Source organism: Streptomyces sp. 3214.6 (genome assembly GCF_900129855.1).
Taxonomy (GTDB): domain Bacteria; phylum Actinomycetota; class Actinomycetes; order Streptomycetales; family Streptomycetaceae; genus Streptomyces; species Streptomyces soliscabiei.
The window spans coordinates 837,335-861,139 of record NZ_LT670819.1; the positions used below are offsets into that span (position 1 = coordinate 837,335).

Here is a 23,805-nt window from a genome sequence, read left to right on the forward strand (position 1 = left end):
GACGGAACGGTGACGACAGGCTGCACCCGTGCAGATGGCCGTCAGGGCAGACAGAAGCACCTCCAGCGCGCCACGGGCTTTACCACGCCCCCGGCGCGCACCGAAGGTGCGCTGAGTCGCTGACCTGCACCTGAACCAGGGGGCTTTGGCCCAGGCGATGTCGGGTCGCACGTCGCCGTCAATCCGGGCCGGGGGCCAACGGTTCGGTCAGTGCGGCGGCCAGGCGCAGGCGGTCGGGGGCGTGTTCGTCCGGGACGACGCGTACGGCCGCGAAGCGGTCCTGGTGGGCGACGAGGCGCGGGACCCTGCGGAGCACCAGTCGGTCTCCCGGTGCGAGCAGGTTGTCGAGGACGGCCTCAGCGAGGAGGTGGTTCAGGTGGACCAGGGCGGACGACAGGGTGCAGTCGACGGTGGCCAGGTAGAGGTCCCGGGTGGCAGGCGGGCGGCGCACCGCCGGAGCGTCGGACGACGCGGGGCGGGGTATCTCGAAGGCGGTGTCCTGCCCGGTGAGGACCTCCGCGGGAGCCTGGAGGAGCTTGAGCAGGCGACGCAGCGCGGCGGTGGCCGCGGGCGGGCCCGGTGCGGTCCACGCGGCCGACCGGTCGGGGGCGAGCCGGGCGAGGGGGAATCGGACCCCGAGCTGCTCGGGGTTGCCCGCGAGGAACACGGTCCGGGTGAAGGCCCGTCGCCAGGCGGCGGCCTCCGCGGCGCCGAGCCCCAGGGTGTACGCGCAGGTCTGGCGGGCCCAGGCGACGAGGTCCAGGTCCCGCACCACCACGGCCACGAGGGTGTCGTCGACGTCGTCGGCCGCGGTGGCCGCCGCGCCGGCCGCCTTCAGGCCCGCCGTCGTCGAGAGGTCGTGGCGGGCGGCCAGTTCGGGCCGTGCGCGGCGCAGGCGCTCCCCCACGGCGGCCCGCAAGGTCCGCTGCACCGCGTCGGTGGCGGCGGACGGGTGCTGGTCCGTGGTCACAGGTACACCCCCGTCAGGAGGTCGCCCGGGGGCCGGCGGCGTCTGCCGAGGAGGGACGAGGTCAGCCGGTAGGGGTCGATGTGAAGGTGGGACCCGCGGTGGCGGGCGACGCGTTCGGCGAGCGGCCCAGCGGCCGGCTGCGAGTCCGTGTGGGCCGCCGTCAGGAGGCGCTCGGCGCGGCCGAGACACTGGTGCAGCAGGTCGGGACGGTACCCCTCGGCCTGGCCGGGACCGAGTACGGCGATGAAGTACAGCCGCATGCCGAGGCGTACGACGGCCGGGCTGTGTCCGGACCGGGCGGCGGCGAGCAGAGCGCGGGCGTCGTGGTCGCGCCAGCCGCCCTCCCGTGCGGAGCGGATCACGCCGTCGATCGGTACCCGTCCGACGGGTACTCGGACCACACTGGGCCCGAGCGCCGTGAGGACGCGGGCGAGGCGTTGGTAGTCGGGGTCCAGCTGGCTGTCGTAGAGGAGGACGACCTCGTCGTACCTGGGTGCCAGGGGGAGGAGTTCGCTCATGGCGCAGGCGAGGTAGTTGGGCCGGCCGTCGGCGCTGACCAGGGGCCGCAGCGGTAACCCGTGGCGGGTGAGGTCGAGGAAGACCGGGCCGCCGAGAGCCCGTTGGTCCAGACACATCCCGAGGGCGTCGAGCCCGGCGATCGTCTCGTCCAGGCCGAGTCCCGGCGGCTGGTGGGCGAGCAGTCCTGGGTCGGTCAGGCCGAGTTCGGCGTACTGCCCGGCCCAGATGCCGAGGACTCTGGCGGCGGCGGGGTGCGTCCAGCCGTGCGTGACGGCGTCCGCGTAGGGGCGCAGGGCGGACGCCGGGACGTGCTCGTCGGCCGCGCGGAACGCGACGTACAGGTCCCCGATCTCGCGTTCGTCGAGGGAGGCATAGTCCCTGTCGCCGTACCGGCGGTCGAGGAACTCCCAGAAGCCGAGGGTCTGTTCGGTGGGGTGGTAGGTGGTGTGGCTGTAGCGGAGGGTGACGTCGGCGACGTGATGGGTGGCCCGGTACATCACGTCTGACCAGAGCAGTCCCTTGAGGTGGCTGGGGGTGAGCGGCTTGGAAGGGGTGACGGTGACGGGGGCCAGCAGCACGCGGTGCCGGGGGGAGCGGGGCTCGGGCAGGCGGTGCGCGGCGAGCGGGGTGGCGACGGCCGTCGCCGCGTGTGAGCTCGCCGTGCCGTTCTCGCTCACCGGGGTGTCCGCAGTGAGCCGTGGACGAAGAACACGCGGCGCACTCCCCGCACGTCCCGGGGTGGTACCGGATCGGGCCAGCGGTCGAAGTCGGCTCCCTCGTCTCCGGGTTGACGGACCGTCACCGTGTACCCGCACGCGTCGAAGAGGCGTTCGGGCTCGTCGCTGCCGGACACCCAGGGAGTCCCCCAGTCCTCGAACACGGAGAGCAGCGGCTTCATGTCGGGCAGCGTCAGGGCGGTGGTGTTCACCAGGTCGGCGGCGATCTCGCTGCCGGGTGCGCAGCAGGCGGCGATCCTGGTCAGCAACCGGTGCACCTCGTCCTGCGGAAGGTAGTACAGCAGGCCTTCCAGCACCCACACCGAGGGGCGGGTCGGATCGTACCCACTCTCCCGCAGCGTCTTCTCCCAGTCGGGGCCGGTGAGGTCGGCCGCGACGGTGTGCAGGTCCGCGCGGGGGGTGGCCTCGGCCAGCCGCTGCCGCTTGTGGCCGAGCAGGGCGGGCCTGTCGATCTCGAACCACCGGGTGCCGGCCGGCCAGCGCAGGCGGAAGACCCGGGTGTCGAGGCCCGCGGGTGCCAGCACGACCTGCCGTACGCCTCGTTCGTGGGTGAGGTGACGCAGGTGGTCGTCGAGGAAACGGGTGCGGATGGCGTTGAAGTCGGGAGTGCTGGGCACGTCCTGGTCGCCCGGGCGGCGGCCGGTCGCCGCGGCGAGCTCGGCGAGCAGCGCCCAGCCGGCGTCCCCGGCCAGACCGGCGGCGTACGGGTCCGTGTACAACCGGTCCGCGCGGCTGGTCTCGGCGGCCCGCAGCGCGGCGGTGAGCAGCGCGGTGCGCTCCAGCGCGGTCAGCTCAGGCGGATGGGTGGCGATGTGGTTCCCGTGCGCGATCATGCGGAGTCCTCCTGAGGCAACGAGCCCGGTGCCGCTGCGGCGGGGCCGACGAGCCGCTCCCACTGAGCGGGGTCCTGGCGGAAGAGCCGGTCCTTGACCTGGGTGGGCCGTACGCCGCCGGCCACGGTGTCCTGCCAGTCGCGCAGGAAGGCGTCGGCGGGCAGCCGGAGTGTGGTGGGCGCGGCGAGCCGGCCGGCGGCCCGTGCCGCGCGGTAGCCCGCCGACTCGCGGGCCAGTGCGTCGTCGAGCCGGGCGCCGAACGCGAGGGACTCGTCCTCGTGCCAGGGGGTGGTGGGCGCCACGGCGAAGACGTACCGGCCGATGCCGTCCTCGGTGTCCACCCGGGCGGCGGCGTTGCGCAGTTCGAGCCCGGTGGCGTCGAGGGCGCCGGACAGGGCCCGGATGACCTGGGCGTCGCGCAGCCGCTCCCCCGCGTGGTCGCTGCGGGTGGCGCGCCCCGCGTAGGCGAGACGGGGTACGCCGTGGACCCGGTCGACCACCCGGACGATGTCCCCTACGGCGTAGCGGTAGAGCCCGCCGACGTGGCTGAAGACGACGTGGTAGTCGCGCCCCGGTTCGAGCTCCTCGGACAGCAGGGTCGGCGCGTCGGTTGTGAGGTTCTCGTCGGCGTCGACGAACTCGTACACGGACGCGGTGACGACGAGGCTTCCAGCACTGCCGTGCCGGTCGAGGGCGACGGCCACCGGGCCCTCGGAGGCGGCGACCGGGGCGGGCAGTACCGTGACGCCGGCGCCGAACTCCTCCCGCAGCCGGGGCAGATAGAGGGTGGCGAGCCCGGTGGTCCAGCAGAACAGCACGCGCAGCCGGGGCCATACGTGGGCCGGGCGCACGGCGCCGAACCGGTCGGCGATGTGCTCCAGTTCGGCCGCGCGGGCCGGGTCGGGGCTGTCGTACGGGAAGCCGCCGAGGGTGCCGTCGCGGATCTCCTTGACGATCCGCGGCCACCACAGGCGCAGTTGGTGGGGCAGGGCCGCGACCATGGCCGGGTTGATCCCGATGACGCAGCGGACGTCGCCCGCGACCGCGAGGCGCAGCCGCAGATACGCCTTCTCCAGGTGGTCCTGGGCGGCGACCGGCACGGGCAGTTCCGCCCAGGGGGCGTCGGTGCCGGGCTCGGCGGAGAGGCGCTCGCCGAAAATCTCCCCGAAGTTCACCTGGCTGGCGCCGACATGGGGCTTGCCGGAGCGGGTGGTGGGCGGGGCGGTGAGCGGGTCGTGCTTCAGATTGAGCACCGCGTCCGGGCTGTGCAGCACCTCGGGGAAGTGGGCGAGAAGCGGTGCCCAGGCGGCGTAGTAGAAGGGGAAGAACGTGGTGCGCATGAAGCGGGGGGTGACCGGGATCTTCTTGCGGGCGCCGGTGCTTCCGCTGCTGGTGAAGAAGACGGCGGGCCGGTCGGCGGTCAGGACGTTCGCCTCACCGGCCGCGCTCCGCTCGATCCAGGGTTCGAGGTCGGCATACGTCTGGATGGGCACCGCCCTGCGGTATTCGTCGAGGGTGCGTACGCGGCCGAAGCCGTGGGCGGCGCCGTAGTCGGTGCCCGCGTTGAACTCCAGTAGGTCGGCGAGGACTTGGCGGCGCTGTCCAGCCGGATCGGCGAGGGCGGTCAGCAGCTTCGCCCGTTCCGCTTGGACCCGCGCGGTATAGCGCGCCGCGCGGTCCGGATCCGTCCGCGAGTCAGCGGAGTTCATGGGTGATCAGCTCCCGTACGGTGGCCGCGGTCCGCGCGGCGTCGGTCTGTTCCGCGAGGACGGTCACGGGCAGGTCCCGTATCTCCTCGCGCACGAGCCGGTCGAGGTCGGTCTGGTAGCGCTTGAATCCGTACGGCTCCGGCTGCGGGCCGTAGTGCTCGAGGCGGTTGACTTCGGCGCCGTCGTGCGAGCGGCGCCAGGCGCTCTCAGGGGTGACGTCGAGGTAGATGACCCGGCCCGGTCGGGGAAAGGACCGCCACCAGGTGAGGAGGGGCTCGTCGGGCACTCCGGCCAGCCGGCACTTCGCGAGGAACTTGTAGTAGTAGGAGTCGACGACGGCGGGGGTCAGCGGATCGCCGCTCATGAGCTGGTCCCGCAGATGCACGACGGCCGTGTTCACCATCGCCGCGAAAAAGTCGAGGGACCACCGGGTCTCGTGCGGTGCGACGTCCTTCACCACGTCCCGGCGCAGGCGTCCGATCAGGGCGTGCTCCGGCGCCAGAAAGGTGTCGTCGAGGGAGACGAGGCGCCAGGGCGTGGCCGTGCGCCTCAATTCGGCGAGCACCGACGACTTTCCCGCGTAGTCCGGTCCGAGAAGTACGAAGAATGGAGGGATGGCGCTGCCCTGGTGCTCGTACGCGCCCGGTGTTCCGTCCGACGAATGCGAGGCTTTTCGGTGCGACGACACCTCATGGTTACGGATGGAGGGCACAGCGCGTTTCCTCTCCTTACCGAGTCTCGTGGAATTCCTGCCCGGTGCGGACGCCGTGCGAAGGGAGCGGCGGCCCCGTCGCAGAGATCCGCTCGGTCGGGCAGCGGGTGGTCCATGGCCTTCTGCCTGGGGGACGGACTCGTCAGTCCGTCAGGGGTCGCTGTCCCCACGCGGAGATCAGCAGGGTGGTCATGTCCTGGCCCCGGGGAGTGCCGAGGGAGTCGATGAAGTCGGCGAGCTGCTCGGCCGTGACCAGGCCGCTGTCCACCAGGGTGTGCCCCTCCTGACGCAGCCGGGTGCCGATCAGCTCGTCGTCGGCCGCAGACTGGCCGGGACCGGCGGGGGTCACCTTCGAGTCGACGTCCGTGAGCCCCGCCCGGGCCAGGGCGGCGGGCAGGCCGCGGGCCCACCGCATGTCGGCGCCCTGGGCCTCCATCCGCCGCACGTAGGCGCCGACAAGGGCCCTGCCGACGGGGGTGGGGGCGTGCTCGGCGGGGAGGTAGTAGAAGTCCTCGGCCACCAGCCAGCCGCCCGGCGCCAGCCACCGGGTGATGCGGCGGAGCGCTTCCTCGGGTTCCCGTAGGTGCTCCAGGACGGCACGGGCGATGATCAGGTCGAACGTGCCGTCCGGAAACTCCGCTGCGGTCAGGTCCTCCTGACGGACACTCAGGTTGTCGGCCCGGCCGGGTTCCAGATACCCGGTGTCGGTGTCCAGCGCGAGCACCGATCCCTCGCTCACCCGCTCCGCCAGCCAGTACGACAGGGACCCGGCGCCGGCCCCGAGGTCGAGGCAGCGCCAAATCGGTGCGAGGGGCAGCCGGCCGATGATGCCGGTGCTCACCGCGTCGTACTTCTTCTCGAACAGCCGTAGCTGGTCGAGCGGCGAGAGGTGCCCCTTGGTCAGCGATCCGGTGCTTCGGGTGGACTGGGCGTCCGTTGTCATGCCTGTCTCTTCCTCCGGGCGAGTACGGATGACGCATGGCGGTGGCGAACCGGGCCGGCGGGAGACGGGCCGGCCGGTCCCCTACCCGGCTGCGGCGGTCTCGGCGACCAGGGTGCACAGGAGGAGATCGGGCGGCGCGACCTCCAGGTCGCCGATGTCCTGCTGCCCAGCCGCGTTGCGCCGATCGGCCATGTACGCCTCGAAGGCGCCGCGGTCGGCCCATTGCGGGTAGTTGATGTAGGTCCTGCCGTCGGCGCTGATGTACGGCGTCGCCGAGATGAATCCGGGGAAGTCCTGCTTCCAGTCGCCGCTGCGGCGCAGCAGGTCCGCCATGGCCTGGGCGGCCGCGTGGTCGGCGACGTACCGGACAGCGACGCAGACCAGGCCGGGTGGGCGGCCGGCCGCCGGTCCCCGCACGCCGGGCGACGGGGTACCGCCGACCAGGTCTGTGCGGAGCATGACCGTGCGGCCGAGCCGGGCCAGGAGCGTCTCTGAGAGGCCGGCCGGGTAGCCGTCCCGGGCGCTCGCCTCGTCCCGCCAGGCCACCGAGTGCACGACGACGTCCCGGTCGAGGCCGAGGTGGGTACGGGAGGAGAGGAATCCGTCCAGCCGGTGGATCCGGTCCGCGACCTCCGCCTCCACCCCCTCGACCGCCTTGTTCGACGCCTGCGGTCCGTCCGTGCGCAGGATGAGGAAGGTACGGAAGCCTTCCTGCGTCCCGTCAGCGGAAGTCATCGGCGAACTCCGCGGCCCACTCGCGGAAGGTGCGCGGCGGACGGCCGATGACCTCTTCCACCGTCGTGGTGATCAGTTCGGGCTCCTGCGTGAGCATGGCGAAGTAGTCGAGGGCGCCGCTGGCGTACGCGGGCGGCCAGCCCGCGGACACCATGGCCTTCAGGGCGGCCTCGGCCGGCACGTCCTCCCAGCTCAGCTCGCGCCCGATCAGCTCGCCGATGATCTTCACCTGCTCGATCTGGGTGAGGACCTCGGGACCGGTGACGACAAGACGCCGGCCCGCGAGTTCGCCGCCGGTCAGGGCGCGGACGGCGACGGCGGCGACGTCCTCCTCGTGGATGGAGGAGCGGGCGGCGGCGCCGTAGGGGGAACGCACCACGCCGGTCGCCTTGATCTGCTGGGCGTAGGAGAGCCGGGCGTTGGCGGTGAACCCGGTGGTCTGGAGGAACGTCCACTCCAGGCCGGTCTTCTCGATCAGCCCTTCCAGGTAGGCGTGGCAGTTGTTGTCGGCGTGCTCGTAGCCGATGTGCACCCCGATCGAGGAGACGAAGACGACGCGCCTGGCCTGTCGTTCGATGCGCTCCAGGACCGCCGGGGCCGTGTCGACGTTCAGGGTGAAGAACGGCCACATCAGCAGGACGGACTCGACGCCGTCGAGGGCGGGCAGCAGACTGTCGGGGTCGGCCAGGTCGCCGTGGAAGACCTCGACTCCCTCGTCCGGCAGGCGTCCCGCCCTGGGGTCGTCCGCCAGGAGCAGTGCGCGGGTGGGGACGCCCTCGCCGATCAGCTGACGGACGACGTTGGGGCCGACGTTTCCGGTGGCTCCGATGACCAGAGTCGTATTGGCCGCACCCATGGCCCTTTCCTTTCCTTCGACTTCGTTGGATTCTCGCGATGAGTCCCGTCAGGACACCTCGGGTTCCCGGCTGTTATCCGGATCGGATGAAATGCGGCGCTCGTCTGCACGGGATGTGCGACGTGGCGGCTGATTCTCCGCCGATGCCGTTGCCTGGGAATTCGGGCTACAGCTTCACAGTCCGGGAATCCGACGGGCAAGGAACTTTCTCTAAGTCTCCGCGAAGTTTCCGGCCGACTGCCCGGGCCCGGTCGGTCCGGCGGTCAGGACACGGTCAGTTCCGCTCGGCGACCACGTCGAGCTCGATGGTGAGATGGCGGCCCATGGAACCCCTTCCCTTGGTCACACCGAAGGCGTACCGGTCGACGGTGGTGACCGCGTGGCACTCCAGCCGTCGTTCGTCACCGGAGAGGACGTCGAGGGTCAGGGCGGCCGGTTTGCTGATTCCGCGCACCGTCAGGCGCCCGTGCAGCAGGTGGGCCTCGTCACCAGCCTCGACGCGCTCGCCGTGGAACTGCATCTCGGCGTGTGTGGCGACGTCCAGGAACGCGGGCCCGCGGACGTGCGTGTCGCGGTTGTCGTTGCCGGTGTCGATGCTGGCGGCGGAGACGTACGCCTCGACGGTCGAGGACTCCGCGGGATCCGCCACCACCACCTCGCCCCGGGAGACGCCGAGGGTGCCGCGGACGACGACCAGTCCGAAGAAGTTGCGGATGCGGAACCGGACGGCCGACTGTGCGGGGTCAATCGTGTACGTGCCCGCGTGGGGCCTGAACTGCACGGCGTTGCCGTGAACGGCCATTCTGCACTCCTCTGCGCTGTCGGAAGAGGGAACCGGAGCCTCTGGGCGGCGCCGGCTCCCGTATGTCGCCCCCGCCTCCCCGACGTACTGCCGAACCCTTGGACCAGTCCGCGGGGAGACACCGCCATGTGAGGGGCGAGAGGGAATGGGGGCCCGTCAGGCCGTGACGGGGTCCGGGTGTTCGGCGCTCTTCTCGCGGGTGCGTCCCGTCTGACGGGGCACCAGCGCGGCGGCCACGGAGGCGAGCAGGACGGCCCCGGTTCCGGTCCACAGCGCGGGCGTGAGTCCGTCGACGAACTGCCGGGTCGACGTGTAGCCGCCCTGCGCGGAGAAGACCGCCGACATGGTCGCCACGCCCAGGGCCCCGCCCACCTCGCGCAGTGCGTTGTTGGAGCCGGAGGCGATGCCCTGTTCCTCGACGCGGACGCTGCTCATGACCAGGTTGGCCGTCGGGGCGAAGAAGAAGCCCATGCCCAGGCCGCTGATCACGAGGCTCGGGATCAGCTCGGGGTACGACACGTCGGGAGAGACGACCAGGGCGAGGAGCGCGAGTCCGGTGGCCTGGAACAGCAGTCCCGTGACCACGACCGGCTGCCCGCCGAAACGGTCGGAGAGCACGCCGGCGATCGGCGCCGCGATCATCGGCATGGCGGTCCACGGCAGCATCCGCACGCCCGCCTCCATCGGCGAGTAGCCGCCGACGTCCTGGAGGAACTGGCTGAGCAGGAAGATGGACCCGAACATGCCGACGAACATGAAGAGGCTGGCGGCGTTGACGGAGCTGAAGGCGCGGCTGCGGAAGAGACGCATGGGCAGCATCGGGTTCGCCGCGCGCGTCTCGTAGCCGATGAAGGCGGCGAGCAGGACGATGCCGCCGATCAGGCCGGTCAGGACGGGCGAGCTGGACCAGCCGTCTGCGTTGCCGCGGATCAGCCCGTAGACGATGCCGAACAGGCCGGCGCTGACGAGTGCGGTGCCGGGCAGGTCGAGCCGCGGGTAGGGGCCGCGGCTCTCGTCCAGGCGCAGCAGGGCCAGCGGGACGAGTACGGCTCCCAGCGGGACATTGACCCAGAAGATCCATTGCCAGGAGAGGTGTTCGGTGAGCGTGCCGCCGATCAGCGGGCCCGCGGCCACGGCGAGGCCGTTGACCGCGCCCCAGACGCCGAAGGCGGCGCCCCGCCGCTCGGGCGCGACAGCGGCGGAAAGCAGGGTGAGGGTGAGCGGCATCATGATCGCGGCGCCGAGTCCCTGTACGGCCCGCGCCGCGATGAGGGCCTCCATGCCGGGCGCGAGGGCGGCGCCCGCGGAGGCGACGGTGAAGATGCCGAGGCCGACGGCGAAGAGCAGGCGGCGGCCGAACCGGTCGCCGAGGGCGGCGCCCAGCATCAGGAGCACGGCGAAGGTGAGGGTGTAGGCGCTCACCGTCCACTCCAGATCGCCGAGTCCGCCGCCCAGGTCCTCGCGGATCGAGGGCAGGGCGGTGGTGACGACGAGGTTGTCGAGGGCGGCCATGAAGCCGGCCGCGCTGGCGATGATCAGCGTCCATAACGCGGTGTCGCGACGGGCTGCCGGTCGCTGTTGCATGACGCTCCTGTGGAGTTCGGTGATCGGTGATCGGTGGTCACGGGGTCCCGCCGACGGTCCCCGGCAGTGCTATCCGCCGACGGCGTGCAGTCCGCCGTCGACGTGGACGACCTCGCCAGTGGTCTTCGGGAACCAGTCGGACAGCAGGGCGATCACGCCGCGTGCGGCGGGCTCGGGGTCGTTGATGTCCCACTCCATCGGGGAGCGTTCGTCCCACACCCTGACGAGGTGGGCGAAGCCGGGAATGGAGCGGGCGGCGACCGTCTTGATCGGGCCCGCGGAGACAAGGTTGACGCGTATGTTCCGGTCGGCCAGGTCGCGGGCGAGGTAGCGTGACGTCGATTCGAGGGCGGCTTTGGCCACGCCCATCCAGTCGTACATCGGCCAGGTGACCTGCGAGTCCAGGCTCATGCCGACCACGGAGCCGCCGCGCCGCTCCAGGAGCGGCAGCAGGGCCGTGGTGAGGGACTTCAGGGAGTACGCCGAGATCTCGACGGCCGTGGCCACCGAGGACCAAGGGGTGTTGAGGAAGTTGCCGCCGAGGGCGTCCTGCGGGCTGAAGCCGATGGAGTGCACGACCCCGTCGAGGCCGACGCCTTCGCCGAGGTGTTCGCCGACCCGGGCGGCGAGGTCGTCCAGGTGTTGCTGGTTCTGGACGTCGAGTTCGATGAGGGGGGCCGGCTTCGGGAGCCGACGGGCCGCCCGTTCCACGGCCGAGAGCCGGCCGAAGCCGGTCAGGACGACCTCGGCGCCTTCCTCCTGAGCGAGGTGTGCCACGTGGAAGGCGATGGAGAAGTCGGTCAGGACGCCGGTGACCAGGATGCGCTTGCCTGCGAGTATTCCACTCATGGTGCTCAGTGACCCATGCCCAATCCGCCGCCCCGGCATGGCGGGACGGCTCCAGTGGTAGTGGTGTGTGAGGCTGCTGCTCAAGAAGGCGCACGGCATGCGCCGCCCCGGCCCGCACGTAAACTATACTTTACCGACGGTCGCCGAGGCCACACAGCAACGCACTCCCGCGCCACAGAACCCAGGTATCGGCCGCACGGACCACCACGGCGGCCGAACTCGGCGGCGGGACAGGCTGCGCCTCAGGCCCGACTACGGCAGCCGTCAGCCGCGCTCCGTCGTGGAGGGGAGGGCCTGTTCGTCGAGCGCGTCGAGCATCTTGAGGAGTTGGCGGCGCATCGCGGGGGTCATCTCCCCCGCCCGCATGGCGATGGTGCGCACCTGACGGTCGGTGAGCTTGCGCTCCAGCTCTTCCAGTTCCTCGACCTCTTCGACGCCGAGCAGATAGGCGGCCGTGATGGGTGGCATGCCCGGCGCGCGGCGCTCGTCGAAGAACTTGGCGATGGCCTTGACGACGGCGATGGTCGGGTTGACGTTGCGCCCGGAACGCAGTGCCGCCAGGTAGACGCGGGAGACCGTCGTGTCGTGGGAGGGATCTTCGGTGATCTTCCGCGCTACGTACGGCGTGGAGTACGACTGCGTACGGCCGTTGCCGTCCTCGTACGTCACCGACGCGAAGAGATCGTTCAGGCACTGGGTGAAGTCACCGGCGGGCCGAGGCCAGCTCGTGGCCCCACTGTCACCACCCGCCACTGCGTGCTCCTTTCCCCACCCGGCCAAAGTAAATGCGCCCCCCGACTTTACAGGAGAAAACTCTGAGCAGACAGCGTGTCCCGCTTGACCGTCGCGCCGGTGACGCGTGCCGCGCGGGTACGGGGGACGGCGCGGGGCCGCGCCGCTGTGGCGCCGTGACACACGCGAAGGACGGGGACTCCCGGGAGAGGGCGCGGGCCGATGGAGGGACGCGGTGGGCGACACACCTGCGGAGCGGTGATGTCGGATCGCGGCGAGCCCCGGGAGGCGTCAGTCGCGTGCGGAACCCGCCGTCCGGGCGGGCGTGCCGGCCGGGCTCGCAGGGACCTTTCCCGAAGCCTGAACCTTTGTCAACGCCCTGGACAGATTCACCAGCCACCGCGCGTCCGAGTCCAGGTCGTGGCCGCCGCCGTCCGGGACGGCGCACCGCTCACCGGCGGGGACGTCACGGGCCTTGCGCTCCAGCGCCGCGGCCACCACCGCGGCACCCGCGTGGATGTCGAGCTCCCCGCCCGTGAGTCCGCGCGCCGCGCCCTCGGCCCGCGCGTCCCGCTCGACGCCGAGGGCGCAGTACGGCGTGAGACGGACCAGCCCGTCCCGTATCTCGATCACCCGCCGGTAGTAGGCGCGGGCCCGCCAGGGCCAGACGTACGAACTCCGGGTCCACCACGGCTCGGAGGCGCGGGGCAGGGCGAGTTCGGGATAGGCGTCGTGCAACGCCCGCCAGAGCGGGCCCAGTTCGTGGAAGACGGCTCGTCGTGCGACAACGGCCGAGGCGCGGCCGACCAGTTCGACGGTGACGGGGTGGGTGACTCCGCCGACCAGCATCCACACGCCGAACAGGGCGGTGATGTACCAGACGGTGTTCAGTACGCCCTGCACACCCGGGTCCACGGTGAACAGCTGCAGCGTCAGCACCGAGCAGACCTTGAAGACACAGGCGAACAGCTCCGCGACCAGCGCGACCGAGAGAATGCGCAGCGCGTTGCGCAGGTTCCTGCGGATCGTGACGACGGAGTACACCAGCGACCAGCGCATCGCCATGGCGGCGACACCGCCGATGTACCCGGAAACGATCATGACGAAGACGGCCTCGCTGCCGTGGCTGCGGTTCAGCCACTCGGCGGGAGAGGCCCGCAGCGCTTCGGGCGAGGCGCCCCACACCACGGTGGCGGCCGCGACGGCCAGCAGCAGGCAGGAGACGGCGCCCGTCTGGGACCGGTCCTCCTCCGGCCCCGCGGCCGACATGTGGAAGAACTGCAGCAGCCAGAAGGCGGCCGCCATGCACACCACGCAGGTGACCAGCACGTTGACGCCTCTGGTCGTGCTCAGCAGCCAGGAGTAGACGCTGGGGTGGAAGAGCATGAGCGCCACCGCGATACAGACGGTGCACGTGGCGATGGCCCTGAGCGGCCGGTCCTCGGGCGCCCGCCGGGCGTGGACGACCCTGCTCGCCGCGCACAGAGCGACCATGAGGTCGATGTAGGTGCAGATGAATATCTTGACGTGCACGGCTCACCCCGTACCGGGAGGGCGGACACGGCCGCTGTCCGACGCCGCGTCGGCCAGGTAGGTTCGCCCGGCGGGCGTCACGCGGGTCACAGCCAGCAGGTCCGGTTCCTGAGGGCCTCCCCCATGCGTTCGAGCACGGGGTCCTCCGGGTCGGCAGCGCTGTCGAGGCCCTGGCAGACGCCGCGCATGGCGGACCGTTCCAGAATGATCGTGGCGATCAGCTCGGCCTCCAACTCCTCTTCCGAGTCGTAGACCGTACGCATGCGCACGCGGCCGGCGTCCGAGTCGTGGCGCATGGGGTCGGCCGCGGGTACCTCGACATGGCCGACCAGGATATGGCCGACCTCGTGAAGGATGATGTGGTCCTGATGCGGGCGCGTGGTGTCCTGCTGATAGAAAATCACGTCGGCGGTCTCGGTGGCGACGCAGACCCCCAAAGGTCCGGGCGACTCGAGGGGGTAAGGGATCAACCGAATTTCCCGGCCCCGGCGATCACCCAAGCGTCTGCATAAGTCGTGCACATCGAGCGGATACCCGACTTCGAGGTCTCGTAAGAGATTGCGGCATCGACGCCGCAACCTGCGCTTCCTCATGTTCCCCCTAAGACAGGGTGCCACTGTGCTGATATCACTGACAGTCTCTGCCAACTCTAGCCCAGCGAGGCCGAGTTGCACAGAAACATTTACATGGCCGTAACAAGCGTCGACGCCGCTTCCGGTCCGACCGACTCGCGCGTCCGCCCCGCACCCGGCCTTCATCCACCACAAACGCCCTGATCAGCCACGAGCGAACACGATACGCGTGACATTCACCCTCACGACGTACGCCAAACATCCCCGATGCGATCCGATTGATAATTCCAGAAACCAACCATGTGAAATTCGGCAGGCGCGCCGACTTACTTCTGCGCCGCACGCCTTTCTCGATCACTGACACCCTCCGGCACAAGGCCCGGCAGCCCTGACCAGCGCGAGGGCGAGGGAGCGATTAGCCACAGAACCCCATATGTCACGCATTGAGTGCCAGATCGGACAAGCGGGACCGGAGCGGGAACGCAAGAACGGCTAGCGAAAACTTCATCCTGGCTTAGAGGAAGGTCCTTGACCGTCCCTCGATCGAACAACAAAGCTAAGGGTCACCGCCTGACGGACTGCCGCAGGCGGCCGGGGAAAGGCACCTGATCGTTCTATCGCGCCGGCCTGCATATCGCGGCGATCCCCGAAACGGCCCGGAATTCACAACCCTTTTCCCGACGCGTGTTCGCCCGCGGAATCGGTCCGTCCGGGCCTCTCTCCGGTTCGAAGATTGAACGATCCGGGGTTTCACGATGCCGAAGGCAACACCGAACGGTTCGGTCTAGGAGGGTTCATGGACACCGCGGTGATAGTTGTGGGAGCCGGTCCCGCAGGGCTCATGTTGGCGGGCGAGTTACGCCTGGCCGGCGTCGAGGTGACGGTACTGGAACGGCTCCCCGAGTCCACCGGGGAGTCCCGCGGACTGGGCTTCACCACCCGCACGATGGAAGTCTTCGACCAGCGGGGACTGCTGCCCCGCTTCGGCGAGTTGGAGACGAGCGCCCAAGGTCACTTCGGCGGCATCCCGCTGGACCTGTCCGTTCTCGACGGCGCCCACCTGCCCAACAAGACGATCCCCCAGTCACGCACCGAGGGCGTCCTGGAGGAGTGGGCCACCGAACTGGGCGCGGACATCCGGCGCGGACACGAGGTGGTGGCGCTGTCCGAGGGACCCGACCACGTCGAGGTGGAGGTCCGGGGCCCGGCGGGAACGCAGCGACTGCGCGGCGCCTACCTGGTCGGCTGCGACGGCGGGCGGAGCACCATCCGCAACCTGGCGGGCTTCGACTTCCCGGGCACCGCCGCCACGCTGGAGATGTACCTGGCCGACGTGCGGGGTCTCGATCTCCGTCAGCGCATGATCGGAGAGACGCTGCCCGGCGGCATGGTGATGGTCGGTCACCTGGACGGCGGCATCACCCGTCTCATCGTCTGCGAGGGCGGCACCCCGCCGAAGAAGCGCACCACGCCCGTCCCGTACGCCGATGTGGCGGCGGCCTGGCAGCGGCTGACCGGTGAGGACATCTCCCACGGGGAGCCGGTGTGGATCAGTTCCTTCGGGGACGCCACCCGGCAGGTCACCGAGTACCGCAAGGGCCGGGTGCTGCTGGCCGGCGATTCCGCCCACATCCACCTCCCCGCCGGCGGCCAGGGGATGAACACAAGCCTCCAGGACTCGGTGAACCTCGGCTGGAAGCTCGCCGCGGTGGTGCGCGGCACCGCGCCGCGGTCACTGCTCGACACCTACCACGGCGAGCGCCACCCGGTCGGGGAGCGGCTGATGATGAACACCCGGGCCCAGGGGCTGCTGTTCCTGAGCGGCTCGGAGATGCAGCCGCTGCGCGAAGTGCTGCGCGAGCTGACCGCCTACCCGGACGTCACCCTGCATCTGGCCCGCATGGTGAGCGGACTCGAGATCCGCTACGACGTCGGCGAGGGCGACCACCCGCTGCTCGGCCGCCGGCTGCCGCACGTGGAACTGGTCGGCGGCGACACCAAGACGAGCACCACCCGACTGCTGCACGCGGCCCGGGGCGTACTGCTCGACCTGGCGGACGACGCTCCGCTGCGCGAGACCGCCGAGCCCTGGGCGGACCGGGTCGACGTCGTCACCGCCACCCCGCACGAGACCGGCCCGCTGGCGGACACCACCGCCGTGCTGGTCCGCCCGGACGGCCACGTGGCCTGGACGGCCTCGCGCCCGCAGGACCTCCGCGCCGCCCTGGAGCGCTGGTTCGGTCCCGCCTGACACCCGCACGAGCCACCCGTCCGACCCCTCGGCGGAACCTGTCCGCCCGGTCGAAGCGCAGGCAAAGGAGACGCACATCATGCACAGCACCCTGATCGTCGCCCGCATGGAGCCCCACTCCGGCGGCGACGTGGCCCGGTTGTTCGGTGAGTTCGACGCCACCGAGATGCCCCACCTGATGGGCACCCGGCGGCGGCAGCTCTTCTCCTACCGCGGTCTGTACTTCCACCTCCAGGACTTCGACACCGACGACGGCGGCGCCGCCATCCAGGAGGCCAAGGACCACCCGGCCTTCGTGCGGATCAGCGATGACCTCAAGCCCTTCATCGGTGCCTACGACCCGGCCACCTGGCGGTCGCCGGCGGACGCGATGGCCACCCGGTTCTACCACTGGAACTCGGCCATATGAGCACCCGGCGGGGTGGGAAACGGAGGGCACGTCCCGTGGGACGTCGCGTGGTCATCACCGGAATCGGGGTCCTGGCACCGGGAGGGGTCGGCGTCAAGGACTTCTGGAGCCTGCTGAGCGAGGGCCGCACCGCGACCCGCGGCATCACCTTCTTCGACCCGTCGCAGTTCCGCTCCCGGGTCGCCGCCGAGATCGACTTCTCCCCCGAGGCCCACGGGCTGACTCCTCAGGAGATCAGGCGGATGGACCGGGCCGCCCAGTTCGTCACCGTCACCACGCGGGAGGCGCTGGCCGACAGCGGGCTGGAGACCGCCGACCTCGACCCGTGCCGCACCGGCGTCACCATCGGCAGCGCGGTGGGCGCCACCATGAGCCTGGACCAGGAGTACAACGTGGTCAGCGACGGCGGTCGCCTCGACCCGGTGGACCACACCTACGCCGTACCGCATCTGTACAACCACTTCGTACCCAGCTCCTTCGCCACCGAGGTGGCGTGGGCGGTGGGCGCCGAGGGGCCCACCACGGTGGTCTCCACCGGCTGCACCTCGGGTCTGGACGCGGTCGGCCACGCAGTGGACCTGATCCGGGAAGGCTCGGCCGACGTGATGATCGCGGGTGCCACGGACGCCCCGATCTCGCCCATCACCGTGGCGTGCTTCGACGCCATCAAGGCGACCACGTCGCGCAACGACGATCCCGAGCACGCGTCCCGGCCGTTCGACGGCACCCGCAACGGTTTCGTCCTGGGCGAGGGCTCCGCGGTCTTCGTCCTGGAGGAACGTCAGGCCGCCCTCCGGCGCGGTGCGCGGGTCTACGCGGAGATCGCGGGATACGCCTCACGCTGCAACGCCTTCCACATGACCGGGCTGCGTCCGGACGGCCGCGAGATGGCCGAGGCGATCCGGATGGCCCTGCACGAGTCCCGGCTCGGTCCCGAAGACATCGACTACATCAACGCACACGGTTCGGGGACCAAGCAGAACGACCGGCACGAGACCGCCGCCTTCAAGCGGAGCCTCGGCGAGCACGCCCGGAGCGTGCCCGTCAGCTCCATCAAGTCGATGGTCGGCCACTCGCTCGGCGCGATCGGTTCCATCGAGATCGCGGCGTCGGCGCTCGCCATCGAGAACAACCTGGTGCCGCCGACCGCCAACCTGCACACCCCGGACCCCGAGTGCGACCTGGACTACGTGCCGCTGACCGCCCGCGAGTGGCGCACCGACACGGTCCTGACCGTCGGCAGCGGATTCGGCGGATTCCAGAGCGCCATGGTCCTGACCACGGCCGATCGCGGCTGACAGCCCACTCGGTGGGCAGAGAGGAGCACGGCGTGACACAGTCAGCGGTGATCACCGGCGTGGGCGTCACCGCCCCCAACGGGCTCGGTGCGAACGAGTACTGGGACGCGACCCGCGCGGGCCACAGCGGCATCGGACCCATCACCCGCTTCGTCGCGGACGGCTATCCGTCCCGGATCGCGGGTGAGGTCCCGGGCTTCGTGGCGGAAGAACACCTGCCGAGCCGGCTGATCGCGCAGACCGACCGGATGACCCGGCTGGCACTGCTGGCGGCGGACTGGGCACTGGCGGACGCCGGAATCGCACCGGAGGAACTCCCGGAGTTCGACGCGGGTGTCATCACCGCGAGCTCGTCCGGCGGATTCGAGTTCGGCGAACGCGAACTGCGCAACCTGTGGAGCAAGGGCGGCGCGCACGTCAGCGCCTACCAGTCGTTCGCCTGGTTCTACGCGGTCAACACCGGCCAGATCTCCATCCGGCACGGCATGCGCGGTCCCAGCGGGGTCGTCGTCAGCGACCAGGCCGGCGGTCTGGACGCCCTCGCCCAGGCGCGGCGACAGATCCGCAAGGGCTCCAGCGTCATCGTCTCCGGCGGAGTGGACGCCTCGATCTGCTCGTGGGGCTGGGTCGCCCAGCTGGCGGGCGGGAGGCTGAGCACCTGCGACGACCCGGCCCGCGCCTATCTGCCGTTCGACGCGGCGGCCGGCGGTCATGTGCCGGGCGAGGGCGGCGCGATCCTCGTCCTGGAGGACGCCGAGGCGGCCCGCCGGCGCGGGGCCCGGGTGTACGGCGAACTCGCCGGGTACGCGGCGACGTTCGACCCCGCGCCGGACAGCGGGCGTCCGCCGGGTCTGCGCCGGGCGATCGAACTCGCCCTGGACGACGCACGGTTGGCACCGGACGAGATCGACGTGGTGTTCGCGGACGCGGCGGCCGTACCCGAGCTCGACCGGGCGGAGGCGGAGGCCCTGAACGCGGTGTTCGGACCGCGCGGGGTGCCGGTGACGGCGCCGAAGACGATGACCGGCCGGCTGCACTCGGGAGCGGCGCCCCTGGACGTCGTCGCGGCACTGCTGTCCATCCGGGACCGCACGATCCCGCCCACGGTGAACGTGTCGCCGGACCAGGCGTACGAACTCGACCTGGTGACGGACCGGCCCCGCTCCTGCGACGTGCACACCGCGCTGGTGGTGGCACGCGGGCAGGGCGGATTCAACTCGGCGGTCGTCGTCCGGCGGGCCGACCGGCCGCGGGTGCCGCGCGCTTCCGGGCGCGCCCCCCACGACCCCACACGACAGGGAGTGACCAGTCAATGAGCACCCACGCATTCACCATCGACGACCTCAAGCGGATCCTGCACACCTCCGCGGGCGTGCCCGAAGGGGTCGACTTCGACGGAGACATCCTCGACACCGCCTTCGACAGCCTCGGCTACGAGTCGCTGGCGCTGCTGGAGACCTGCGGCAGCATCGAGCGCGAGTTCGGGGTCAGCATCGACGACGACACGCTGACCATCACGGACACCCCCCGCACTCTGCTGCGGCTCGTCAACGACCAGCTCGTGACCCCAAGCGCGCGCTGAGCGCGGGCGCCACCACGGACCCGCCGGGCCCGGACCGCATCACCACCGATTCAGCACAAGGGGAGCACATGTCACAGCAAGGCGAGCGGGTCGCTCTGATCACGGGTGCCACCAGCGGCATCGGTCTGGCGGCCGCGCGGACCCTGGGCCGGGCCGGGCACCGGGTGTTCATCTGCGCACGGGACGCGCAGAAGGTCGACTCGACGGTCAAGCAGCTTCGGGAGGAGGGGCTGACCGCGGACGGCGCGGCCTGCGACGTACGGTCACGGGAGGAGATCGGCGCCCTCGTGCGCACGGTCGTCGACCGGTTCGGCCCGGTGGACGTCCTGGTCAACAACGCGGGCCGCAGCGGTGGCGGAGTGACCGCGGACATCGCGGACGACCTGTGGTTCGACGTCATCGACACCAATCTCAACAGCGTCTTCCTGGTCACCCGGGAAGTACTGACGACCGGCGGCATGCGGCAGAAGTCCCGTGGCCGGATCATCAACATCGCCTCCACCGCGGGCAAGCAGGGCGTGGTCCTGGGCGCCCCCTACTCGGCGTCCAAGCACGGCGTGGTCGGCTTCACCAAGGCGCTGGGCAACGAGTTGGCGCCGACCGGCATCACGGTCAACGCGGTCTGCCCCGGCTATGTCGAGACACCCATGGCGCAGCGGGTCCGGCAGGGATACGCGGCGGCCTACGACACCAGCGAGGAGGCCATCCTCGAGAAGTTCCAGACCAAGATCCCGCTCGGCCGCTACTCCACACCGGAGGAGGTCGCCGGGCTCGTCGGCTACCTGGCCACCGACACCGCCGCCTCCATCACCGCGCAGGCCCTGAACGTCTGCGGCGGGCTCGGCAACTTCTGATCCGCCCCGGCCGGCAGACACCCGGCATCGCACGGGACACCACCGGCATCGACCAGCAAGGAGTGAGCACATGTCGCAGAAGGGCCTGCGCGAGGTCGAGCACGACATCACCATCGACGCCCCGGCGGACGCCGTCTACCGGCTCATCGCCGAGGTGGAGAACTGGCCGCGGATCTTTCCGCCGACCATCTATGTCGAGCACGTCGAGCGAAGTGAGCGCGAGGAACGCATCGAGATCTGGGCGACGGCCAATGGCGAGGCGAAGAACTGGACGTCACGCCGCACCCTGGACCCGGACGGGTCGCGCATCACCTTCCGCCAGGAGGTCTCCACCCCGCCGGTCGCGGCGATGGGCGGGTCCTGGATCGTCGAGCCGCTGTCCGGTGCCTCCTCGCGGGTGCGGCTGCTGCACGACTACCGGGCGGTCGACGACGGCCCCGAGGGCCTGCGGTGGATCGACGAGGCGGTCGACCGCAACTCGCGCTCGGAGCTGGCGGCGCTGAAGTCGAACATCGAACTCGCCCACGCCTCCGAGGAGTCGACTTTCTCCTTCGAGGACACCGTGCTCATCGCCGGATCCGGCAAGGACGCCTACGACTTCATCAACGAGGCCGGCCTGTGGGTGGAGCGGCTGCCGCACGTGGCGTCGGTCCGCTTCACCGAGGACACGCCGGGACTTCAGGTCCTGGAGATGGACACCCGGGCCAAGGACGGTTCCACACACACCACCAAGTCGTACCGGGTGGCGTTCCCGCACCAGAAGATCGCCTACAAGCAGGTCACGCTGCCCGCGCTGATGACCCTGCACACCGGCCTGTGGACGTTCACCGAACAGGACGGGGGCATCGCCGCCACCTCGCAGCACACGGTCGTCCTCAACACGGACAACATCGCGCGGATCCTCGGGACCGAGGCGACGGTCGCGGACGCCCGGGAGTACGTGCGCTCCGCGCTGAGCACCAACAGCCGGGCGACCCTGGGCCACGCCAAGGACTACGCCGAGCAGCGGGCCTGAGCATGACCGAGGAGTACGAACGCACCCAGGTGATCGTGGTCGGCGCGGGCCCGGTCGGGCTCATGCTGGCCGCGGAACTGCGGCTGGGCGGCGCCGACGTGATCGTCCTGGAGAAGCTGCCCGCACCCACCACCGAGTCGCGCGCCTCCACCCTGCACGCCCGCACGATGGAACTGTTCGACAGCCGCGGCCTGCTCGACGAGCTGGGTCCGGTGCCGAACGACACCCGGGGTCATTTCGGCGGGGTCCCGCTGGACCTCACCGCGCCCGGCAGCCATCCGGGCCAGTGGAAGGTGCCGCAGGACCGTACGGAGGCACTGCTCGGTTCCTGGGCGCACCGGCTCGGCGCCGATGTCCGGCGGGGGCACGAGGTGACCGCGCTGACCGTGTCCGACGACTTCGTCGAGGTCGAGGCCGTGGGGCCGGCGGGCCCGGTGCGGCTGCGCGCCCTGTGCGTGGTCGGCTGCGACGGTGAGCACAGTACGGTCCGCGCTCTGGCGGGCCTGGACTTCCCCGGCAGCGACGCCACCCGCGAGCTGATCCGGGCGGACGTGGCGGGCATCGACGTACCCGACCGCCGGTTCGAGCGGCTGGAGGGCGGGCTGGCCATCGCGGCCCGGCGCGGCGACGGCGTGACACGGATCATGGTGCACGAGTTCGGCCGCGTCGCGGCGCCCCGCGCCTCGGCCCCCGGATTCACCGAGCTGGCCACCGTGTGGAAGCGGGTCACCGGCGAGGACGTCAGCGGGGGCGCACCACTGTGGATCAACGCCTTCGGCGATGTGTCCCGGCAGGCCGTGCGCTACCGCGACGGGCGGGTCCTGCTGGCCGGGGACGCCGCCCACGCCCAGATGCCGATCGGCGGCCAGGCCCTCAATCTGGGGCTCCAGGACGCCGTCAATCTGGGCTGGAAGCTGGCCGTGCAGGTGTCCCGCAAGGGGTCGCCCGGGCTGCTGGACAGCTACCACGACGAACGTCACGCGGTGGGCCGCCGGGTGTTGTCCGGGATCCGGGCCCAGGCGCTGTTGCTGCTGTCCGGCCCGCAGGTCGAGCCGCTGCGCGCGGTCGTCGGCGAACTGGTGCGCGACGAGGACGTCCGCCGGCATCTGGCGGCCACCATCAGCGGCCTGGACATCCGCTACGACGTCGGCCCGGGCACCCATCCGCTGCTGGGCGGACGGATCCCTCCCACCCTCCTGGACCGCGGTGCGGACGGGAGGGTGAGTACCACTCGACTGCTGCGCACCGGGCGCGGACTGCTGCTCGATCTCTCCGGCGACCGGGACCGGGCCGACCGGCTGGCCGCCGTGGCCGCGCCGTGGCGGGACCGGCTGCGCATCGTGGCCGCCGCCGTGCCCGGCGACGGCGACCTGTCCGACGTCGGCGCCGTGCTCGTGCGGCCGGACGGACACATCGTCTGGACCGACTCCGACGGAACGAGTCCCGAGGCCGCGCTCTGCCGCTGGCTCGGGTTGCCCGACACCGAACACCCCATCCCTGGAGGACTTTCATGAGCAGGCTTGCCGGCAAGACCGCCCTTGTCACGGGTTCGAGCCGAGGGATCGGCCGGGCGACCGCCGAGCGCCTGGCGCGCGACGGCGCATTGGTCGCCGTGCACTACAACAGCGACGACGTGGCGGCCGGGAAGGTCGTCGCCGGTATCGCCGAGGCGGGCGGCCGGGCCTTCTCCGTCCAGGCCGAACTCGGTGTGGACGGCGATGTCGACGCGCTCTTCGCGGGCCTGGAGACCGGCTTCGAGGAGCACGGCGCGAGCGGGCTCGACATCCTGGTGAACAACGCGGGCGTGATGGGCGGCGTGCCGCCCGAGGAGGTGACCCCGGAGATCTTCGACCGGCTGGTCGCGGTCAACGCCAAGGCTCCGTTCTTCATCGTGCAGCGCGCGCTGGGAGTGCTGAACGACGGCGGCCGCATCATCAACATCTCCTCGGGGCTGACCCGCTTCGCCAACCCACAGGAAGTCTCCTACGCCATGACCAAGGGCGCGATCGAGCAGCTCAGCCTGCATTTCGCCAAGCACCTGGCCGGCCGCGGCATCACCGTGAACTCGGTGGCTCCCGGCATCACGAACAACGGCACCCCGGTCTTCGACATCCCCGAGGTGGTCGAGCAGATGGCGGCGCTGTCGGCGTTCAACCGGGTCGGCGAGACCCGGGACGTCGCCGACGTGGTGGCGTTCCTGGCCTCCGACGACTCCCGCTGGATCACAGGTTCCTGCCTCGACGCCAGCGGCGGCACCCTGCTCGGCGGCTGACGGCGCTACCCGGGCACCGGGCGGTCGATCCGGCCCGG

23 protein-coding genes are annotated in these 23,805 nt (G+C 71.0%); 9 read left to right on the plus strand and 14 right to left on the minus strand.

Going from position 1 to position 23,805, the window contains the following annotated elements:
- Window positions 1–178: 178 nt before the first annotated feature.
- The 14 genes from B5557_RS03660 to B5557_RS44755 all read right to left on the minus strand — a co-directional run bounded on the left by B5557_RS03660 (window position 179) and on the right by B5557_RS44755 (window position 13,918).
- On the minus strand, window positions 179–970 hold the full coding sequence (locus B5557_RS03660; protein WP_079657746.1) for a DUF6182 family protein: 792 nt from the start codon (window positions 968–970) through the stop codon (window positions 179–181).
- Entirely contained in the window at window positions 967–2,166 is a 1,200-nt protein-coding gene (locus B5557_RS03665) for a hypothetical protein (protein ID WP_331716822.1), read from the minus strand. The genes B5557_RS03660 and B5557_RS03665 overlap by 4 nt, the downstream gene beginning before the upstream one ends.
- Window positions 2,163–3,059, minus strand: a complete 897-nt coding sequence (locus tag B5557_RS03670) for a class I SAM-dependent methyltransferase (protein WP_079657747.1) — start codon at window positions 3,057–3,059, stop codon at window positions 2,163–2,165. The genes B5557_RS03665 and B5557_RS03670 overlap by 4 nt, the downstream gene beginning before the upstream one ends.
- Window positions 3,056–4,768: a GH3 family domain-containing protein gene (locus B5557_RS03675; RefSeq protein ID WP_079657748.1), complete on the minus strand. Its 1,713-nt coding sequence runs from the start codon at window positions 4,766–4,768 to the stop codon at window positions 3,056–3,058. Before B5557_RS03675 ends, B5557_RS03670 begins: the two co-directional genes overlap by 4 nt.
- On the minus strand, window positions 4,755–5,480 hold the full coding sequence (locus B5557_RS03680; protein WP_231976242.1) for a hypothetical protein: 726 nt from the start codon (window positions 5,478–5,480) through the stop codon (window positions 4,755–4,757). Before B5557_RS03680 ends, B5557_RS03675 begins: the two co-directional genes overlap by 14 nt.
- A gap of 142 nt (window positions 5,481–5,622) precedes the next feature.
- Window positions 5,623–6,423 carry a class I SAM-dependent methyltransferase gene (locus B5557_RS03685; protein WP_079657749.1) on the minus strand — a complete coding sequence of 267 codons (801 nt, stop codon included), beginning with the start codon at window positions 6,421–6,423 and terminating at the stop codon, window positions 5,623–5,625.
- A gap of 81 nt (window positions 6,424–6,504) precedes the next feature.
- Entirely contained in the window at window positions 6,505–7,158 is a 654-nt protein-coding gene (locus B5557_RS03690) for an antibiotic biosynthesis monooxygenase (protein ID WP_079657750.1), read from the minus strand.
- A complete protein-coding gene (locus B5557_RS03695) occupies window positions 7,145–8,014 on the minus strand; it encodes an NmrA family NAD(P)-binding protein (RefSeq protein WP_079657751.1) in 870 nt (289 codons plus the stop codon). The genes B5557_RS03690 and B5557_RS03695 overlap by 14 nt, the downstream gene beginning before the upstream one ends.
- A gap of 274 nt (window positions 8,015–8,288) precedes the next feature.
- On the minus strand, window positions 8,289–8,816 hold the full coding sequence (locus tag B5557_RS03700; RefSeq protein WP_079657752.1) for a YceI family protein: 528 nt from the start codon (window positions 8,814–8,816) through the stop codon (window positions 8,289–8,291).
- Between the two features lie 156 nt (window positions 8,817–8,972).
- Window positions 8,973–10,400: a DHA2 family efflux MFS transporter permease subunit gene (locus B5557_RS03705; protein ID WP_079657753.1), complete on the minus strand. Its 1,428-nt coding sequence runs from the start codon at window positions 10,398–10,400 to the stop codon at window positions 8,973–8,975.
- 69 nt (window positions 10,401–10,469) lie between these two features.
- A complete protein-coding gene (gene fabI, locus B5557_RS03710) occupies window positions 10,470–11,249 on the minus strand; it encodes an enoyl-ACP reductase FabI (protein WP_079657754.1) in 780 nt (259 codons plus the stop codon).
- 264 nt (window positions 11,250–11,513) lie between these two features.
- Window positions 11,514–12,002, minus strand: coding sequence for a hypothetical protein (locus B5557_RS03715; RefSeq protein ID WP_231976243.1), 489 nt, complete (start codon window positions 12,000–12,002; stop codon window positions 11,514–11,516).
- Between the two features lie 270 nt (window positions 12,003–12,272).
- A complete protein-coding gene (locus B5557_RS03720; RefSeq protein ID WP_079657755.1) occupies window positions 12,273–13,514 on the minus strand; it encodes an MAB_1171c family putative transporter in 1,242 nt (413 codons plus the stop codon).
- An 86-nt stretch (window positions 13,515–13,600) separates the two neighbouring features.
- Window positions 13,601–13,918, minus strand: coding sequence for a hypothetical protein (locus B5557_RS44755; protein WP_143688135.1), 318 nt, complete (start codon window positions 13,916–13,918; stop codon window positions 13,601–13,603).
- A 964-nt stretch (window positions 13,919–14,882) separates the two neighbouring features.
- On the opposite strand from B5557_RS44755, the gene B5557_RS03730 reads away from it, so the two are divergent.
- From B5557_RS03730 to B5557_RS46100, 9 genes are all read left to right on the plus strand, one after another.
- The gene (locus tag B5557_RS03730) at window positions 14,883–16,337 is read left to right on the plus strand and encodes an FAD-dependent monooxygenase (protein WP_079657757.1); all 1,455 of its coding nucleotides are present in this window, start codon (window positions 14,883–14,885) and stop codon (window positions 16,335–16,337) included.
- Window positions 16,338–16,416: 79 nt separating this feature from the next.
- Entirely contained in the window at window positions 16,417–16,746 is a 330-nt protein-coding gene (locus tag B5557_RS03735; RefSeq protein WP_079657758.1) for a TcmI family type II polyketide cyclase, read from the plus strand.
- Complete coding sequence (locus tag B5557_RS03740; protein ID WP_079657759.1) at window positions 16,743–18,044, plus strand: beta-ketoacyl-[acyl-carrier-protein] synthase family protein; 1,302 nt, start codon at window positions 16,743–16,745, stop codon at window positions 18,042–18,044. Before B5557_RS03735 ends, B5557_RS03740 begins: the two co-directional genes overlap by 4 nt.
- A gap of 32 nt (window positions 18,045–18,076) precedes the next feature.
- Window positions 18,077–19,360, plus strand: coding sequence for a ketosynthase chain-length factor (locus B5557_RS03745; protein ID WP_079657760.1), 1,284 nt, complete (start codon window positions 18,077–18,079; stop codon window positions 19,358–19,360).
- Window positions 19,357–19,626, plus strand: a complete 270-nt coding sequence (locus B5557_RS03750; protein WP_079657761.1) for a phosphopantetheine-binding protein — start codon at window positions 19,357–19,359, stop codon at window positions 19,624–19,626. Before B5557_RS03745 ends, B5557_RS03750 begins: the two co-directional genes overlap by 4 nt.
- A 68-nt stretch (window positions 19,627–19,694) precedes the next feature.
- Window positions 19,695–20,480, plus strand: a complete 786-nt coding sequence (fabG, locus tag B5557_RS03755; protein ID WP_079657762.1) for a 3-oxoacyl-ACP reductase FabG — start codon at window positions 19,695–19,697, stop codon at window positions 20,478–20,480.
- A gap of 70 nt (window positions 20,481–20,550) precedes the next feature.
- The gene (locus B5557_RS03760; protein ID WP_079657763.1) at window positions 20,551–21,495 is read left to right on the plus strand and encodes an aromatase/cyclase; all 945 of its coding nucleotides are present in this window, start codon (window positions 20,551–20,553) and stop codon (window positions 21,493–21,495) included.
- A 2-nt stretch (window positions 21,496–21,497) separates the two neighbouring features.
- Complete coding sequence (locus B5557_RS03765) at window positions 21,498–23,009, plus strand: FAD-dependent monooxygenase (RefSeq protein WP_159424321.1); 1,512 nt, start codon at window positions 21,498–21,500, stop codon at window positions 23,007–23,009.
- On the plus strand, window positions 23,006–23,767 hold the full coding sequence (locus tag B5557_RS46100; protein ID WP_143688137.1) for an SDR family oxidoreductase: 762 nt from the start codon (window positions 23,006–23,008) through the stop codon (window positions 23,765–23,767). Before B5557_RS03765 ends, B5557_RS46100 begins: the two co-directional genes overlap by 4 nt.
- The last annotated feature ends 38 nt before the right edge of the window (window positions 23,768–23,805 follow it).

What these genes read in the sequence shown, in the direction of transcription:
- B5557_RS03670 (WP_079657747.1), bottom strand. Translation starts at nt 3,059, where the DNA reads ATGATCGCGCACGGGAACCACATCGCCACCCATCCGCCTGAGCTGACC.
- B5557_RS03675 (WP_079657748.1), bottom strand. Translation starts at nt 4,768, where the DNA reads ATGAACTCCGCTGACTCGCGGACGGATCCGGACCGCGCGGCGCGCTAT.
- B5557_RS03685 (WP_079657749.1), bottom strand. Translation starts at nt 6,423, where the DNA reads ATGACAACGGACGCCCAGTCCACCCGAAGCACCGGATCGCTGACCAAG.
- B5557_RS03690 (WP_079657750.1), bottom strand. Translation starts at nt 7,158, where the DNA reads ATGACTTCCGCTGACGGGACGCAGGAAGGCTTCCGTACCTTCCTCATC.
- B5557_RS03695 (WP_079657751.1), bottom strand. Translation starts at nt 8,014, where the DNA reads ATGGGTGCGGCCAATACGACTCTGGTCATCGGAGCCACCGGAAACGTC.
- B5557_RS03700 (WP_079657752.1), bottom strand. Translation starts at nt 8,816, where the DNA reads ATGGCCGTTCACGGCAACGCCGTGCAGTTCAGGCCCCACGCGGGCACG.
- B5557_RS03705 (WP_079657753.1), bottom strand. Translation starts at nt 10,400, where the DNA reads ATGCAACAGCGACCGGCAGCCCGTCGCGACACCGCGTTATGGACGCTG.
- fabI (WP_079657754.1), bottom strand. Translation starts at nt 11,249, where the DNA reads ATGAGTGGAATACTCGCAGGCAAGCGCATCCTGGTCACCGGCGTCCTG.
- B5557_RS03730 (WP_079657757.1), top strand. Translation starts at nt 14,883, where the DNA reads ATGGACACCGCGGTGATAGTTGTGGGAGCCGGTCCCGCAGGGCTCATG.
- B5557_RS03735 (WP_079657758.1), top strand. Translation starts at nt 16,417, where the DNA reads ATGCACAGCACCCTGATCGTCGCCCGCATGGAGCCCCACTCCGGCGGC.
- B5557_RS03740 (WP_079657759.1), top strand. Translation starts at nt 16,743, where the DNA reads ATGAGCACCCGGCGGGGTGGGAAACGGAGGGCACGTCCCGTGGGACGT.
- B5557_RS03750 (WP_079657761.1), top strand. Translation starts at nt 19,357, where the DNA reads ATGAGCACCCACGCATTCACCATCGACGACCTCAAGCGGATCCTGCAC.
- fabG (WP_079657762.1), top strand. Translation starts at nt 19,695, where the DNA reads ATGTCACAGCAAGGCGAGCGGGTCGCTCTGATCACGGGTGCCACCAGC.
- B5557_RS03760 (WP_079657763.1), top strand. Translation starts at nt 20,551, where the DNA reads ATGTCGCAGAAGGGCCTGCGCGAGGTCGAGCACGACATCACCATCGAC.
- B5557_RS03765 (WP_159424321.1), top strand. Translation starts at nt 21,498, where the DNA reads ATGACCGAGGAGTACGAACGCACCCAGGTGATCGTGGTCGGCGCGGGC.
- B5557_RS46100 (WP_143688137.1), top strand. Translation starts at nt 23,006, where the DNA reads ATGAGCAGGCTTGCCGGCAAGACCGCCCTTGTCACGGGTTCGAGCCGA.